The organism is Pseudomonas sp. Root329, assembly GCF_001424925.1.
Taxonomy (GTDB): Bacteria; Pseudomonadota; Gammaproteobacteria; order Pseudomonadales; family Pseudomonadaceae; genus Aquipseudomonas; species Aquipseudomonas arabinosi.
Window position 1 is genome coordinate 521,504 of the sequence record NZ_LMCV01000034.1, and the last position, 15,795, is coordinate 537,298.

General features: G+C 60.6%; 15 protein-coding genes. 9 read left to right on the forward strand and 6 right to left on the reverse strand.

Going from position 1 to position 15,795, the window contains the following annotated elements; genetic code table 11:
• The first annotated feature begins 24 nt into the window (after positions 1-24).
• Both yedA and ASC74_RS24155 read left to right on the forward strand, forming a co-directional pair.
• Positions 25-951: a drug/metabolite exporter YedA gene (gene yedA, locus ASC74_RS24150; RefSeq protein WP_056744616.1), complete on the forward strand. Its 927-nt coding sequence runs from the start codon at positions 25-27 to the stop codon at positions 949-951.
• Between the two features lie 52 nt (positions 952-1,003).
• A complete protein-coding gene (locus ASC74_RS24155; RefSeq protein ID WP_056744618.1) occupies positions 1,004-2,338 on the forward strand; it encodes a DEAD/DEAH box helicase in 1,335 nt (444 codons plus the stop codon).
• Between the two features lie 124 nt (positions 2,339-2,462).
• Here ASC74_RS24155 and ASC74_RS24160 read toward each other — a convergent pair whose 3' ends face one another.
• A complete protein-coding gene (locus ASC74_RS24160; protein ID WP_177338875.1) occupies positions 2,463-3,704 on the reverse strand; it encodes a TIGR03862 family flavoprotein in 1,242 nt (413 codons plus the stop codon).
• A gap of 281 nt (positions 3,705-3,985) precedes the next feature.
• Positions 3,986-4,906 (reverse strand): histone deacetylase family protein, encoded by a 921-nt coding sequence (locus ASC74_RS24165; protein WP_056744622.1) that lies wholly within the window; start codon positions 4,904-4,906, stop codon positions 3,986-3,988.
• Between the two features lie 85 nt (positions 4,907-4,991).
• On the opposite strand from ASC74_RS24165, the gene ASC74_RS24170 reads away from it, so the two are divergent.
• The 3 genes from ASC74_RS24170 (at position 4,992) to ASC74_RS24180 (ending at position 7,124) form a co-directional block, all read left to right on the forward strand.
• The gene (locus tag ASC74_RS24170) at positions 4,992-5,561 is read left to right on the forward strand and encodes a GNAT family N-acetyltransferase (protein ID WP_056744699.1); all 570 of its coding nucleotides are present in this window, start codon (positions 4,992-4,994) and stop codon (positions 5,559-5,561) included.
• 103 nt (positions 5,562-5,664) lie between these two features.
• Positions 5,665-6,534: an acyl-CoA thioesterase II gene (tesB, locus tag ASC74_RS24175; protein ID WP_008149206.1), complete on the forward strand. Its 870-nt coding sequence runs from the start codon at positions 5,665-5,667 to the stop codon at positions 6,532-6,534.
• Entirely contained in the window at positions 6,531-7,124 is a 594-nt protein-coding gene (locus tag ASC74_RS24180; protein ID WP_033054223.1) for an HAD family hydrolase, read from the forward strand. Before tesB ends, ASC74_RS24180 begins: the two co-directional genes overlap by 4 nt.
• A 115-nt stretch (positions 7,125-7,239) precedes the next feature.
• On the opposite strand, the gene ASC74_RS24185 is transcribed toward ASC74_RS24180, so the two are convergent.
• The 4 genes from ASC74_RS24185 to ASC74_RS24200 form a co-directional block, all read right to left on the reverse strand.
• Positions 7,240-8,199, reverse strand: a complete 960-nt coding sequence (locus ASC74_RS24185; RefSeq protein ID WP_056744624.1) for an alpha/beta fold hydrolase — start codon at positions 8,197-8,199, stop codon at positions 7,240-7,242.
• On the reverse strand, positions 8,200-9,093 hold the full coding sequence (gene ypfJ / locus ASC74_RS24190) for a KPN_02809 family neutral zinc metallopeptidase (RefSeq protein ID WP_056744626.1): 894 nt from the start codon (positions 9,091-9,093) through the stop codon (positions 8,200-8,202). It abuts the gene before it with no gap.
• Positions 9,094-9,308: 215 nt separating this feature from the next.
• Complete coding sequence (locus tag ASC74_RS24195; protein WP_056744628.1) at positions 9,309-10,142, reverse strand: aldo/keto reductase; 834 nt, start codon at positions 10,140-10,142, stop codon at positions 9,309-9,311.
• Positions 10,126-11,874, reverse strand: coding sequence for an FAD-dependent oxidoreductase (locus tag ASC74_RS24200; RefSeq protein ID WP_056744630.1), 1,749 nt, complete (start codon positions 11,872-11,874; stop codon positions 10,126-10,128). Before ASC74_RS24200 ends, ASC74_RS24195 begins: the two co-directional genes overlap by 17 nt.
• Before the next feature lie 178 nt (positions 11,875-12,052).
• On the opposite strand from ASC74_RS24200, the gene ASC74_RS24205 reads away from it, so the two are divergent.
• The 4 genes from ASC74_RS24205 to ASC74_RS24220 all read left to right on the forward strand — a co-directional run bounded on the left by ASC74_RS24205 (position 12,053) and on the right by ASC74_RS24220 (position 15,788).
• Complete coding sequence (locus tag ASC74_RS24205) at positions 12,053-12,829, forward strand: IclR family transcriptional regulator (RefSeq protein ID WP_046048747.1); 777 nt, start codon at positions 12,053-12,055, stop codon at positions 12,827-12,829.
• 157 nt (positions 12,830-12,986) lie between these two features.
• A complete protein-coding gene (locus ASC74_RS24210; protein ID WP_056744632.1) occupies positions 12,987-14,042 on the forward strand; it encodes a Gfo/Idh/MocA family protein in 1,056 nt (351 codons plus the stop codon).
• Between the two features lie 2 nt (positions 14,043-14,044).
• A complete protein-coding gene (locus ASC74_RS24215) occupies positions 14,045-14,866 on the forward strand; it encodes a sugar phosphate isomerase/epimerase family protein (RefSeq protein WP_056744634.1) in 822 nt (273 codons plus the stop codon).
• Between the two features lie 43 nt (positions 14,867-14,909).
• A complete protein-coding gene (locus ASC74_RS24220; protein ID WP_056744635.1) occupies positions 14,910-15,788 on the forward strand; it encodes a DMT family transporter in 879 nt (292 codons plus the stop codon).
• Positions 15,789-15,795: the final 7 nt, after the last annotated feature.

The window sequence follows — 15,795 nt, forward strand, 5'->3', positions numbered from 1 at the left end:
CTTGTCTTGCCTACGAGCTGCCCCATGCCTGGCTTACGTCGTTTTCCCTTACCGTTGATCGCTGCCTTTTTCGCGTTGTACGTGATTTGGGGCTCGACTTACCTGGTGATTCGCATCGGCGTGGAGTACTGGCCGCCGTTGCTGCTCGCCGGTATCCGCTTCGTGATCGCCGGGACGTTGATGTATGCGTTCCTGCGTTGGCGCGGGGCGCCGGCACCGACCTGGGCGCAGTGGAAAGCCGCCGGGATCATCGGAATTTTGCTGCTGGCGTGCGGTAACGGCGGGGTGAGCGTGGCCGAACACATGGGCGTCGCCTCGGGTGTGGCTGCGTTGGCGGTGGCGACGGTGCCGCTGTTTACCTTGCTCTGCGGATATTTCTGGGGCGCGCGTAATACCCGTCTCGAATGGGCCGGGATTGTGCTCGGGCTGATCGGCATCGCCATGCTCAACCTCGGTTCCAACCTGCAATCGAGCCCGTTGGGTGCCGCGTTGCTGATATTCGCCGCAGCTTCCTGGGCATTCGGTTCGGTGTGGAGCAAACACTTGCCGCTGCCCCAGGGCGCGATGGCTAGCGCTGTGGAAATGCTGGTCGGCGGCGTGGCGCTGCTGATCGGCAGTGCTCTGAGCGGAGAGCATCTGGAAGCCATGCCGCCGATCGAAGGTTGGGCGGCCCTGGCCTATCTGACCTTCTTTGGTTCGATCATCGCCTTCAACGCTTATATGTATCTGTTGAAAAACGTGCGTCCGGCGGCGGCCACCAGTTATGCCTACGTCAACCCGGCCGTGGCGGTGTTGCTGGGGATCGTGTTTGTCGGCGAGACCATCGGTATCGAAGAAGCGTTGGCCATGGCGGTGATCATCAGCGCCGTGGTGCTGATCGGATTGCCGCAGTGGCGTCGAACTCCCGTTCAACCTGCCGTAGCGGTGCCGACAGAATCCCGTGTGAATTAGGGTAAACTGCGCGCCATTGCACACCCGCGCTGATTTTTCCTACGGTAATCCCATGACTTTCGCCACCCTTGGCCTGATCGAACCCTTGCTGCGCTCTCTCGAGACGCTCGGCTACCAGACCCCGACGCCGGTTCAGGCGCAAGCTATTCCGGCGGTGCTGGCCGGTCGCGACCTGATGGCCGCCGCCCAGACGGGGACGGGCAAGACCGCCGGCTTCGCGCTGCCGCTCCTGCAATTGCTGGCCATGGAAGGGCCGAAAGTGGCGTCTAACTCGGTGCGCGCACTGATCCTGGTGCCGACCCGCGAATTGGCCGAACAGGTTCACGAAGCTGTGCGTCAGTACGCAGAGAACCTGCCGTTGAGCACTTACGCGGTGTACGGCGGCGTCAGCATCAACCCGCAAATGATGAAGCTGCGCAAGGGTGTTGACGTGCTGGTGGCGACGCCGGGTCGTTTGCTCGACCTGTATCGCCAGAAGGCCCTCAAGTTCAATCAGCTGCAAACCCTGATCCTGGATGAAGCCGATCGCATGCTTGATCTGGGTTTCTCCGAGGAACTGGGGAATATCTACCGCGTTCTGCCCAAGCAACGCCAGACGCTGTTGTTCTCCGCGACGTTTTCCGACGCGATCCGCTTGTTGGCCGGACAAATGCTCAACGACCCGCTGAGCATCGAAGTCAGCCCGCGCAACGTGGCGGCCAGCACCGTCAAGCAATGGGTGGTGACGGTCGACAAAAAGCGCAAGCCGGAGCTGTTCATCCACTTGCTGCGCAAGGGCAAGTGGAAGCAGGTGCTGGTGTTCGCCAAGACCCGCAACGGCGTGGACGCGCTGGTGGAAAAACTCCAGGGGCTGGGCATCAATGCCGACGGCATCCACGGCGACAAACCTCAGGCAACCCGCCAGCGCGCACTGGACCGTTTCAAGGCCAGTGAAGTGCAGATTCTTGTGGCCACCGACGTCGCGGCCCGTGGTCTGGATATCGAAGATTTGCCATTGGTGGTCAACTTCGACCTGCCGATCGTCGCGGAGGACTACATCCACCGGATCGGTCGTACCGGTCGCGCGGGTGCAACCGGGCAGGCTATTTCGCTGGTCTGCGCTGATGAAGTGAATCTGCTGTCGGCCATCGAGACGTTGACCCGTCAGACATTGCCTCGCCAGATGGAGCATGACTTCGAGCCTGAGCACCGGGTGCCGGATACCGATGCCAGCGGTCAGGTGGTCAAGAAGCCGAAAAAACCGAAGAAGCCGAAGACCTCCGGTGGCGGTAAACGCAACTTGGGTAAATGGGTCGAGAGTGGGGATGCTTCGGCGCCGGAGCCTTCGATCAAGCCTGTGCGGAAGGTGCCGGTGTTTAATACTGGACCGCGTAAGAAGAAGCCTTAAATAGCTGCGGCGTCTGACAGGACGCCTTCGCGAGCAAGCCCGCTCCCACATTAACCGCATTCTTTCTGAAAGAACTCGGTCGAATGTGGGAGCGGGCTTGCTCGCGAAGGGCGCGCCTCGGTCTTCAGCCCTTGTGTTTCAACCACTCCACCATCCCCAACCCTGCCGCTCGCCCACTGGCGAAACACGCGGTCAGCAGATAGCCGCCGGTCGGCGCTTCCCAATCCAGGATTTCTCCCGCGCAGAACACGCCAGGCAGTTGCTTGAGCATCAAACGCTCATCCATCGACTCGAACATCACGCCACCGGCGCTGCTGATGGCCTCGTCCAGTGGGCGGGTTTTCACCAGTGTCAGTGGCAGCGCTTTGATCGCTTTGGCCAGCAGCGCCGGATCAGCGAAGCATTCGGCTGGAGTGAGTTCGCGCAGCAACGCCGCTTTCACACCATCGATCCCGAGCTGACTGTGCAGGTGTTTAGCCATGGAGCGTGAACCACGCGGTTTGCTCAGCGCAGCCTGAACCTTATCCACAGGCTTGCCCGGTAACAGGTCGAGGTGAATGGTTGCCGAGCCGTGCTGATTGATAGCTTCGCGGATCGGCGCCGACAAGGCGTAGATCAAACTGCCTTCAATCCCGGTTGCCGTGATCACACACTCCCCGAGCCGCGGCACGTCGTCATTGAGGCCAATGGCGATGTTTTTCAGCGGTGCGCCGGCGAATTTGCTGACCATCAACTCGCTCCAGGCCTGCACCTCGAAGCCGCAATTACTCGGTTGCAGCGGCGCGAGTCCTACGCCGCGTTGTTCCAGTGGCAGCATCCAGGCGCCGTCCGAGCCGAGGCGCGACCAGCTGCCGCCACCAAGGGCCAGCAAGGTTGCGTCAGGCTTGACGGTTTTTTCACCCTCGGGGCTGTCGATGCGCAATTCACCGCTGTCATCCCAGCCGAGCCAGCGGTGACGGGTGTGGATAACGACGCCACTGTCTCGCAGACGTTTGAGCCATGCACGCAACAGAGGGGCGGCTTTCATGTCTGTAGGAAAGACTCTGCCGGAACTGCCGACAAAGGTTTCGATGCCCAGTTCATGAATCCATTGGCACAGCGCATCAGCGCCAAATGACCGCAATAGCGGCGCAATCTGCGGCGCGCGTTCGGCGTAGCGTGAGAGAAATGCCGGGTAGGCTTCGGAATGGGTGATGTTCATGCCACCCACACCGGCCAGCAAGAATTTTCGCCCCACCGAAGGCATGCCGTCGTACAGGTCGACCTTGATCCCGGCCTGACTCAGCACTTCGGCCGCCATCAAACCGGCGGGGCCGCCGCCGATAATGGCAACGTGAGAAGAGGCGGAGGGCGAGGGCTGGGTCATGGCGAGAGCTGCGGCGTGGCGGAATAAGCCGCGCATTCTACCAGCACAGATCTATGTGGGAGCGGGCTTGCTCGCGAAAGCGGTGTATCAGTCGACATCAATGTTGAATGTTAAATCGCTTTCGCGAGCAAGCCCGCTCCCACATTGGAACTGTGTCGTTTCAAATGGCTGGTTAAAAAACAACCACCACTTTGCAGGCTATATGCAGCGTGGCCTGTAGGACCTTTCACTCAGGTTATCCACAGGCAGTTCCACAGGCATTGTGGGTAAAGACCCACACCTCAATGACAACCTGATGACTGCCAGACCCGTTGCGCGCTGTGATGCAGGATCCCATGACGGCGCGCCAACGCCTTGCGGTCCTTGCTGTAGCCGCCGCCGATCACCCCGACCACGGGAATATCCCGCCCCAGGCAATGACGCATAACACTTTCATCGCGAGCGGCGACACCTTCGTCTGTCAGCTTCAGGTAGCCGAGCGCGTCATCTTTATGCACATCGACGCCGGCGTCGTACAACACCAGGTCAGGTTGGTAGAGCGGCAGCAAATAATTGAGCGCATCGTCCACCACCTTCAGGTAGTCAGCATCGCCCATGCCCTTGGGCAGTGGAATGTCCCAGTCACTTTCGGCTTTGCGTGCAGGAAAGTTCTTCTCGCAGTGCAGGGAAACGGTCACCGCTTCCGGGGTGTTGTGCAGAATCCGTGCGGTCCCGTCGCCCTGATGCACATCGCAGTCGAAGATCAGCACCCGATTCACACGGCCGCTTTCCAGCAAGAAATGGCTGATCACCGCCAGGTCATTGAAGATGCAGAACCCGGCAGGATGGTCGTAATGCGCGTGATGGGTGCCGCCGGCCAAGTGACAGGCCAAACCATGTTCCAGCGCCTGTTCGGCCGCCAGCAGCGAGCCGCCAACCGCACGTACTGTGCGCCGGGCCAGGGCTTCGCTCCACGGCAGGCCGAGGCGTCGCTGGTCTTCGCGGGACAACTCACCGCCCATGTAGCGTTCGATATACGCAGGGTCATGTGCGAGCGCGAGAATCTCTGGCGGGCAGAGCTCGGGGCGCAGCAGGTCGGCGTCGCGAGTCAGTCCGCTGTCCACCAGGTGATCGCGCAGCAGGCGAAATTTGTCCATGGGGAAGCGGTGATCCGCCGGGAACTCGGGACTGTAGTCTTCGTGGTAGATCAGGGGCAGGGGCATGGCTGATTTATACAGGACGGTCGGTAGGAATGAGTGAAGGATCCTACCAGCGATGTAGACTTGCGGCATGGGAACGGGGGGCATGATGGAACCGATACTGGAACTCGAGAGCGCGCGACTGCTGTTGCGACAGTGGAGCGATGAAGATTTGCCGGAGTTTGCGGCGATGTGCGCCGATCCACAGGTGATGCGATATTTCCCGGCGCCCTTGAGTCGTCTGGAAAGTGCTTCGCTGATCGGACGGATTCGTGGCCATTTCGCCGAGCATGGCTTCGGTCTCTGGGCGCTGGAACGCAAGGACACCGGGGCATTTATCGGTTTTACCGGGCTCCTGGTGGTCGGCTTCGAAGCGCGTTTTACCCCGGCCACCGAAATCGGCTGGCGCCTGGCCCGCGAGCACTGGGGCCTTGGCTACGCCAGTGAAGCGGCGTGGACCGCTCTGCGTTGCGGGTTTGACCGGTTGGCGCTGAAAGAGGTCGTGTCCTTCACCACCGAAACCAACACGCCGTCGCAGAAAGTCATGCAGGCAATCGGCATGCACCATGATTCAGTCGATGATTTCGACCACCCGATGCTCGCGGCCGATCATCCCCTGCGTCACCATGCGCTGTACCGCATCACCCGTGAACAATGGCTGCAAACCTTGCATGGATAAGCCGGCGCGGACGTTTACAATGGCTCCCATGGGCCCTGGCCAGAAATTGAATCGACCGTCGCAGCCAAGACTGCGCGGCATGCGTTGTGTGAGGAGAGTCTGAATGAGCCAAGTGTTGGATGATCTGGTTGACCTGCTGACCCTGGAACCGATTGAAGAAAACCTGTTCCGTGGCCGCAGCCAGGACCTGGGTTTTCGTCAGCTGTTCGGTGGTCAGGTGATCGGTCAGTCCCTGTCGGCGGCCAGTCAGACGGTCGAAGAAGCGCGCCATGTGCATTCGATGCACGGCTATTTCCTGCGTCCCGGCGATTCCGCGTTGCCGGTGGTTTATCAGGTTGATCGGGTGCGCGACGGTGGCAGTTTCAGCACCCGTCGAGTGACGGCGATCCAGAAGGGCAACCCGATTTTCACCTGCAGTGCGTCGTTCCAGTACGACGAAGAAGGCTTCCAGCATCAGGCCGAAATGCCGGTTGTGGTCGGCCCGGAGAACCTGCCGTCGGAGCTGGAACTCACTCAGCAGCGCGCGCACCTGATCCCCGAGCACATGCGCGAAAAATTTCTGTGCCCGAAACCGATCGAGTTCCGACCGATCACCGAGAAAGATCCCTACAACCCGCAGCCGTCCGATCCGATCAAGTACGTCTGGTTTCGCGCCGACGGTGCCTTGGCCGATTCTCCGGCACTGCATAAATACTTGCTGGCCTACGCCTCGGATTTCGGTCTGTTGACCACGTCGATGCAGCCCCATGGCAAATCGGTCTGGCAGAAAGACATGCAGGTCGCCAGCCTCGATCACGCGCTGTGGTTCCATCAGGATCTGCGTGCCGATGATTGGTTGCTGTACGCGATGGACAGCCCATGGGCCGGCAATTCCCGTGGTTTCTCCCGTGGCAGCGTGTTCAACCGCGCCGGGCAACTGGTGGCGTCGGTCACTCAGGAAGGTTTGATTCGTCACCGCAAGGATTGGGCATGAGCCTGGCCGAGGTGCGGCACTGGGTGTTCGACATGGACGGCACCCTGACGGTGGCCGTGCATGACTTCGCGGCGATCCGCGTGGCGTTGGCGATTCCTGCCGAAGACGACATCCTGACCCACCTCGCCGCGCTGCCGGCCGATGAAGCCGCCGCCAAACATGCGTGGTTGCTGGAACACGAACGGGACCTGGCGCTCGGTTCGAAAGCGGCACCGGGTGCGGTAGAACTGGTGCGCGAGCTGGCCGGGCGCGGTTATCGCCTGGGCATTCTTACGCGCAATGCTCGCGAACTGGCGCATGTCACGCTGGAGGCGATCGGCCTGGCCGACTGCTTTGCGGTGGAGGATGTGCTGGGCCGTGATGAAGCACCGCCAAAACCGCATCCCGGTGGTTTGTTGAAGTTGGCCCAGGCCTGGAATGTCCCGGCCAGTGAGATGGTGATGGTCGGTGATTACCGTTTTGATCTGGATTGCGGTCGGGCGGCAGGGGCGCGGACGGTGTTGGTGAACCTGCCGGATAATCCCTGGCCGGAATTGACGGATTGGCATGCCGCCGATTGTGTGGTGTTGCGGGAAATGTTGTCGGCTTGAGGGGTTGGTTGTCTGGTTAATCGCTTTCGCGAGCAAGCCCGCTCCCACATTGGAATACGGTCAAATGTGGGAGCGGGCTTGCTCGCGAAGGCGTTTGATCAGGCACCACAAAAACTCACTGACCGAACAACGCCTTCTGCCCCTGCGGCGAGTTAAACATCCCATCCCCGTCATGCCCGACCCCGGGTACTTCAATCAGCTGCTGATTCAAACCTTGAGGATGCAGCCGTTTCAGAGAAGCAAAATAATTGCGCCCGCGAGCCAATCGATTGGCTCCCTGAGCTTGGGCCTCACAGCTTTTATCGAGCGCCGGCTGCTTCGGGTCGCTGTCCTGCTGCCCAAGCAGATAAACGACATCGCGTTTGACGTAGTTTTCCTCCAGCTGCTTGGCTGTTTGCCCTCCTGCGTAGGCGGGTAAATCCGCCAGTCCATATTTCCAGCGATTGAAATTCGGGCAAGCGGCATGTTTGAACGCCACTGGCCGTCGTTCATCGAAGTATGCATAAGACGACGGGTTGGCAATGACGTAACGCACCTGTATGTCGGCCGCCTTGAGCGCTGGCTGATCGTGGCCCAGCAACGCGTATCGCTGCACCACCTGAGCGCCACCGGAGTGACCGGCGATGACAATTTGCTTCACGTCTGGAAACTGCTTCCGATCGCCGATTCGGGCGATGATTTCGTCGAGCGCCGCGTAGGAGCTCAGGGAAAACGGAGCGGTGGATAAACCGCCCGCCATCCAGTCATTGCCCTGCCAGCGCAATACGCTGTCAGCCACGGGATTGGCCGCGACGTCGGTGTCATTGAGAAATTGCGGGGCGAGCACCAAGGTGCTCGCGCTTTGGCCGGCCTGTTCGGCCGCGTGCACGGCGCTCTGGCGATAGGTGTCGGCATTGCGCAATCGACCATGGATGATGATCAGCACGCGTTCGATTTTCTTCGGCGCCGGGCCGATGCCCACCGCGATTTCACCTGCAGTCAGCAGCAGGCGTCCGGGGCTGACTTCCTTGACCGCATGCTCGGCAGCCTGGGCGTTTGCGCAGGTGATCAGTAGAGCTAACAGCCACTTATTCATTTATAGGTTTTTCGCTGCAAAGGTATCGCACTGGCCGACCTGGCCTTGCGCGAATCCGGTTTTGAACCAGCGCACCCTTTGCGCCGACGTACCATGAGTAAATGAATCCGGGACCACGCGCCCCTGACCTTGTTGCTGCAAACGGTCATCGCCGATGGCATTGGCGGCGTTCAAGGCTTCTTCGATGTCACCGGGTTCCAGCCAGTTCAGCCGTTTCTGCGCATTGTTGGCCCAGACTCCGGCGAGGCAATCGGCCTGCAGTTCCTGGCGTACCAGCAAACCACCGTCGCCTTCCATCTGACGGCCCTGTTGGCGGGCGGTCTGAATCTTTGCCGAAACACCGAGCAAGGTCTGCACATGGTGTCCGACTTCGTGAGCGATCACGTAGGCCTGAGCGAAGTCGCCAGCGGCGGAAAAACGTTGGGACATTTCCTGGAAGAAACTCATGTCCAGGTAGACCTTCTGGTCTGCCGGGCAATAGAACGGGCCGGTCGCCGATGTCGCCAGACCACAGGCCGAATTGATGCGGTTGCTGAACAGCACCAGGGTCGGTTCCTTATATTGACGACCGGCCTGCTGGAAAATCTGACCCCAAGTGTCTTCGGTATCGCCGAGGATCGAGCGCACGAACTCGGCTCCTTCATCATTGGCCGGCGGCGCCTTGCGGGTTTGAGTCGGGGCCGGTGCTGATTGCTCGCTCATCTGCCCGGTCAGTTGCCCGAGGATTTGCATCGGGTCCTGGCCGGTCATCCAGCCGATCCCGACGATCAAGATAATCGCCGTCAGGCTCAGGCCCTTGCCGCCACCAAAGCGCATCCCGCCACCGCCACCGCCGACATCATCGCCACGGGCATCGACCACGTTGTCGCTGCGTCGGCCTTTTTTCCATAGCATGTGGGAACCCTCTGATTGTCCGTGGGATGAGTGTTGCTGCTGAGTGGGAGCGGCGCCAGTCCGGTCGTCCATCTTTTGTTGCGCACAGCAGCCTTCCCGGCAACCTGTGGTGGGTGGCCGGGAGTCTTCCAGACTCGTATTGAACACAGACAACCCATCTAATTCCTTCAGGCGACGGGTTTTTATCGAGCAGGCGACCGCCCGCTTCGAGGGAATTACCGGTCGAACGCATCCCACACCGGCGCAAAGTCCGGGTTGACCTGGCGTTCGCGTTTGGACAAACCGGCGATCAACGCACGGTCTTCGTCATCCAGATTCACCTCGAGTGCTGCCAGGTTGGCCAGTTGATTGGCCTGGCTGCTGGCTTTAGGAATGGCGGCCACGTTCGGTTGATCAAGCAGCCACTTGAGTGCGACCTGTGTTGGCAGGACTCCGTGTTTGGCGGCGATCTGCTGAATGTGCGCGATGTCCGAGACCTTGTTGCGGGCCAGTGGCGTGTAGGCCGTCAGCGCCAGGTCATGTTGACGGGCGTAGTCCAGCAGAGCGTTTTGTCCGAGCAGTACGTGGTATTCGACCTGGATGGCCGACAGCGGCGTCCCCAGTTCCTCGACGACTTTGCGCAACAACGGCAGTGGAAAATTCGCCACACCGATGTTGCGCGCCAGTCCCTGTTCCTTGAACGACACCAGGGTCTCGATCATGCGCGACAGGTCCCAATCGGTGGTCGGCCAATGGATCATGAACAGGTCAACGTAATCGCTGCGCAAGGCCTTGAGGCTGCGGTCCATGGAATGGCGCATGGCATCGGGTTGAAGCTGGTCCCACCAGACTTTGGTGGTGACGTGGATGTGATCGCGAGGGGTAGGACTGTTCACCAGCGCTTGGCCGACGGCGTCTTCATTGTTGTAGGCCGCGGCGGTGTCGATGTGCCGATAACCCAATGCCAAGGCCTGTTCCACGGCGCGTGTGCATTCTTCGCCGAGCATCGGCCAGGTGCCGAGGCCGAGTTTGGGCATGTTCAAACCCTGTGCGTTAACGATGCGCTGCATAGTCGATCTCCTGTTCGTAAGCGTTAATGCCTGCGATATGTCGCGCGGCGATGTAGCCGAAGGTCAGCGCCGGGCCCAGATTGATGCCGCCAGCGGGGTAGTGGCCGCCCATGATGCTGGCCATGTCACCGCCTGCTGCGTACAGCCCGGTGATGGCCTCGCCCGATTCGCCAAGAACCTGGGCATGTTGATTGACCTTGAGGCCGGCGAAGGTGCCGAAGCAGCCGGGCTGGACCTTCACGGCATAGAACGGACCTTGTTCGATCGGGGCGACGCAAGGGTTGGGTTGCTGCAACGCATCACCCTGTTTGCGGTTGTAAGGCGTCGAACCGCGACCGAACAGCGGGTCTTCACCATGGCGCGCGTGCCGGTTGTATTCGGACACAGTGCTGCGCAGACCGTTCGGGTCGATGCCGCAGGCCTCGGCCAATTCCTCGATCGTGTTGCCGGTTTTCAGATAGCCGCTGCGGATAAAGGATGACAGCGGCAGCGGAAATGGCCGAGAGATACCCAGGCCATAACGCCGCTGAAAGCCATGTGTGCAGACCAGCCATGAGGCGACTGCTTCACCCTTCGGCGCGGCGGCGACCATGGCCGTCACATAGTCGTAGTAGCCGTTGGCTTCGTTGACGAAGCGCTGGCCGTTGCTCAACACGCCGATGATCCCTGGTTTGCCACGCTCGATGATGTGCGGGAAGTGGCCGAGGCTGCCGTCCTTGTGTGGCACTTGCGAAACCGGCGCCCAGGCGACCGGCGACGCCAGATCGGTGTTGACTCGGGCGCCAACGCTTTCGCCCAATCGCAGGCCATCGCCGCAGACGCCGAGGGGTGGCAGTGCCAGGTGCTCATGCCCGGTTGGCGTACGGGGAAACAATGCCTTGCGCCGCTCGATGTCATTGGCAAAACCGCCGGCCGCCAGCACCACGGCCTTGCGCGCATGGATGCGGACCTTGCCTTTGGTGGTGCTGACCACCGCGCCTCGGACCTGATCGTTTTCGCACAGCAGCTCGGTAACGGGCGCCGACTCCCAGAGCAATACGCCGAGGTCTTCGGCGGATTTTGCCAACCGAGCCACCAGCGCGACGCCGTTGACCAGTTGCATCGCCCGACCATGAACAGCGAGGTCGAGCAGGTGCCGCGAAAAGCGCCGGGTCACGTGCCAGGCCGCCGACAGCGAGCGCGTCAGGTTGAGAAATGCCGAGAGGTCCGCGCCTGCCATGATTGGCATGCCCATGAACGACGTTTCCCGCATAGTCTTGCGAAGACGCCTAAGCAGCTTGCCAACTTTTCGCCCGTCATAAGGCGCCGCGATGACCGAACGTCCTCCCGTGCCGGCGCCCGGTGTATCGCCATGGATATCGGCAATGGCGTTGCCGTCGGCAAACTGCAGCGAGGTGTGCTGCTCAAAGAACGCCACCATCCGCGGCCCGGCTTCGAGGAAAGCATCGATCATGGCCGGCTCGTAACGTTCGCCCAATTCGTGTTTGAGGTAAGTGCGCGGTTGCTCGACGTCTTCGACGATCACGGCACGCCGGGCCAAGGGGTTGCACGGCACCCAGGCCCAGCCACCGGACCACGCCGTGGCGCCGCCGAACACCGGGTCCTTTTCGACCACGATGACTTTCAAGCCGTGCCACGCCGCGGTGACTGCAGTGGATAGTCCCGCCGCACCGGAGCCGACGATCAGCACGTCGCAATCGATATCCGGGAGGTTATTTGATTCGGCAGGCATCGTCTGAAAGCTCCAGTGGCTTGTATTTTTTAGAATTTGATTCCAGAAAATATAGGAGCGTAATCGCGCTCGGCAATCTTTCACCGGGTAAAGCGGGCGGTTATCGGACAGTGGGTTCCAGATTTCGCATTCGGTCGGTTGTCTTCTAGAATCGGACAAATTTTGTGTGGAACCTCCCATGGCCGGCAGTCAGATCGAACGTGTTTTCAGCGTGCTTGAAAGCCTCACCAGTGACCCTCGTGGCCTGCCGATGCAGACGCTGGCGGAGCAACTGGATATTCCCAAAAGCGCGACCCACCGGTTGCTCGCCGAGCTGATTCGGCTGGGTTATGTGCGACAGAATCCGGAGAACCTGCGGTATCACCTGTCGACCAAACTGGTGGCCATGGGTTTCCGTTACCTGTCGGGCAGCGGCGCCGATATTGTGCAGCCGGTGCTTGATCGCCTCGCCCAGGAAACCGGCGAGCTGGTGCGGCTTGGGGTGATTGAAGGTGAGCGGCAGATCTGGATCGCCAAATCCCAGGGCGCCCGTTCCGGCCTGCGCTACGACCCGGACATGGGCCGCGATGCGCCGTTGTTTTACACCGCGTCGGGGCATGCGTGGCTGGCGTGTATGAGCGATGCCGAGGCGCTGTCCCTGGTCGAACGGCAGGGTGGCGAGCGGCCGAAGGACCTCGGGCCGAATGCACCGCGTTCCAACATCGAATTGCTGGAACGCCTGCGTATGGCGCGGGAGCAGGGTTATGCCTGGGTGGAGGAGAGTTCGGCGGTGGGCACTTCGGCGATTGCTGCGGTGGTGCGACATCCGAGTGATGGTCGAGTCATCGGTGTGCTGAGCATCGCCGGGCCCAGCGCGCGGATGCCGGGCGCGCGACTGCATGAGTTGGCGCCGCTGTTGTTGACGTTTACCGAGGAGCTGTCGGCAGCCAGTCTGGCGTCTGAGCTGTTCAGTTAATTCAGGCGTCACACACTCCCACATTTGATTTGTGTTTAGCCATACGAAGCTGTGCGCTGTTCGAACACTTTCAGTCCATACGCGTGTAAGAATCTGGAACCAGGTTCTAAATTATTGGAATTCGCTCTTCCAACAATAATCACAAGAGGACCGCACGATGAGTTCACCCCTGCGTATTGCCCTGATCGGGGCTGGCAACATGGGCCAGCAGCACTACCAGCATCTGAAGTCGCTGACGGAAGCGACCTTGTGCGCAGTGGCCGATCCGGGTCCGCAAGCCGCGGGCCTCGCGGCGGAATGGGGCGTAGCGTATTTCGTTGATCACCGTCAGATGTTGGAGCAGGTGAAGCCAGACGCGGTGATCGTCGCCAACCCGAATACGCTGCACGTCAGCACCGCCCTCGATTGCCTCGCTGTCGGTGTGCCGGTCCTGCTGGAAAAACCAGTGGGCGTGCACAGGGATGAAGTCCGCGAGCTGGTCGCCGCTTCCAAAGCCACGGGCGTTCCGGTGCTGGTCGGTCATCATCGCCGGCACAATCCGCTGATTGTCCGCGCCCATGAACTGGTGCAGAGCGGCGCGTTGGGTCGGCTGACGACGGTGACCGCGCTCTGGCAGTTGCGCAAACCCGACAGCTATTTCGAGACGCCCTGGCGCCGTGAACCCGGCGCGGGAATGTTGCTGACCAACCTGATTCACGATCTCGATTTGCTTCGGCATTTGTGTGGCGAAGTGCGGCAGGTTCAGGCGATCACCAGCAATGCGGTGCGCGGGTTTGCCAACGAAGATTGCGCGGCGGTGTTGCTGCAATTCGACAGCGGCGCGCTGGGTAGCCTGACCGGTTCGGATGCGGTCGCGGCGCCCTGGAGCTGGGAGCTGGATTCCGGGGAAAACCCGGTGTACCCACGTCAGGCCGATCAGCCGTGTTATCTGCTGGCCGGGACCGGTGGTGCGTTGAGCATTCCGCAACTCAAGCGTTGGCACTACGCCGACACCGATGGGGGGTGGCACCAACCGTTGCTGCCGGTGCAGGAAAACTTCAGCGCCGATGAAGCGCTGCGTTTGCAGTTGCAGCATTTCGTGCGCGTGGCGCGTCGGGAAGTCGAGCCGCTGGTGAGCGTCGCCGATGCCGCCCGCACGTTGGCGCTGATTGAAGCGATACGCGAGGCTGCCGAAACCGGCCGTGCCTGCGCACCGACCTTGATCGAGGGTTGAACATGAACAGGAACGATCGGATCTTTTCCCTGGCCAGCCTGACAGTGCTGGAATTGTCACCACCGGAGATGGTCGAAGTGGCAGCACAGGCTGGTTACAGTCATGTCGGATTACGGTTGGAGCCTGCGACGCCTGAAGAACACCACTTTGCGCTGGTCGCCGATGTCGGGTTACGGCGCAGGACATTGGCGCGACTGCGCGATACCGGCATTCGTGTGTTGGATGTCGAAATCCTGCGCCTTAAACCGGAAACCGTCGTCGCCGATTTCGAGAAAATTCTGGCGGTCGGTGCCGAATTCGGTGCCAGTGAATTGCTGGTGGCCGGTAACGATGCTGACGAACAGCGGCTCACCGATAACTTCGCTCGGCTGTGTGATCTGGCGGCACCTTACGGGCTTCATCCGCATTTGGAATTCATGCCGTGGACCAATGCACGCAATCTCGAACAGGCGGTGCGCATCGTTGAAAACGCGGGGCGTGAAAACGGTGCGGTGTTAGTGGATGCCTTTCACTTCGACCGTTCGGCTTCGCGGCTGGAAGATCTGGCCAGAGTTGCCCCGTCACGGTTACGGTATGTCCAGCTGTGCGACGTTGCCGGGCCACGGCCGAAGGACATGGCGGAAATTCTGCGCCAGGCCCGTAACGAGCGGCGTTTTCCGGGCGATGGCGATTGTGATCTGGCGGGGTTGTTGCAGTGTTTACCGGCCGATATTCCGTTGAGCCTGGAGATCCCCACCGTGAAGTTGCTTGAGCAAGGCGTGAGCGGGTTGCAGCGGGCGCGGATGGCGTTGAGTAAAACCCATGAGTTGTTAGCGCGGCTGTAAGGGATGCTTTTAAATAGTTGCTGCAAAACACAAGGGATACCGAATGACTGTCAGCACTCCGCTCTCCGGCGTAAACCAACCCTTCAAAGGGATTCTGCTGATCGTCGTTGCGACCTTCCTGTTTTCCAGTCACGACGCCTTGTCGAAATACCTCTCGGGCTTTTACCCCATCGTCATGGTGGTCTGGGCCCGGTATGTGGTTCACACCTTACTGATGGCCGGGATTTTTCTGCCGCAATCCGGGCTGGGTGTCCTACGAACCAAACGGCCGTTACTTCAGCTATTGCGGGCGTTGTGCCTGTTGGGCACCAGTCTTTTTTTCACCACCGGCTTACAGTACATCCCCTTGGCTGAAGCCACTGCGGTCAACTTTCTCGCGCCGGTTCTGGTGACTGCGCTGTCGGTGCCACTGCTTCGCGAGCACGTCACGCGTGGCCAGTGGATTGCAGTGATTTGTGGATTCATCGGCGTGTTGATCATCGTCCATCCCGGCGGAGAACTCTTTACCCCGGCGGTGTTGCTGCCGCTCTGCTCGGCGCTGTTTTTCTGCTTCTATCAGTTGCTCACCCGCAAGCTCAGCAACATCGACAGCCCGACCACCAGCAACTTCTTCGCCGGGCTGTGCAACACCTTGGTGATGAGCGCGCTGGTGCCATTCTTCTGGCAAGTACCCAGCCTGGGCCATGGGTTCATGATGGTGGCGCTGGGCGCCTGCGGGATGACGGCTCACTTGTTTCTGACGCAAGCCTTCCGCCATGCCGCCCCGGCGTTGTTGGCGCCGTTCGGTTATTGCCAAATTGTCTTTGCCGGTTTGCTGGGCTGGTTGCTGTTTTCTCACACACCGACCCTGACCACGGTGGTCGGGATCGCGGTGATTTGTTGCAGCGGGTTGGCAGCAGCCTGGCAGCAGAGTCGTCGGTGAGAGCAGC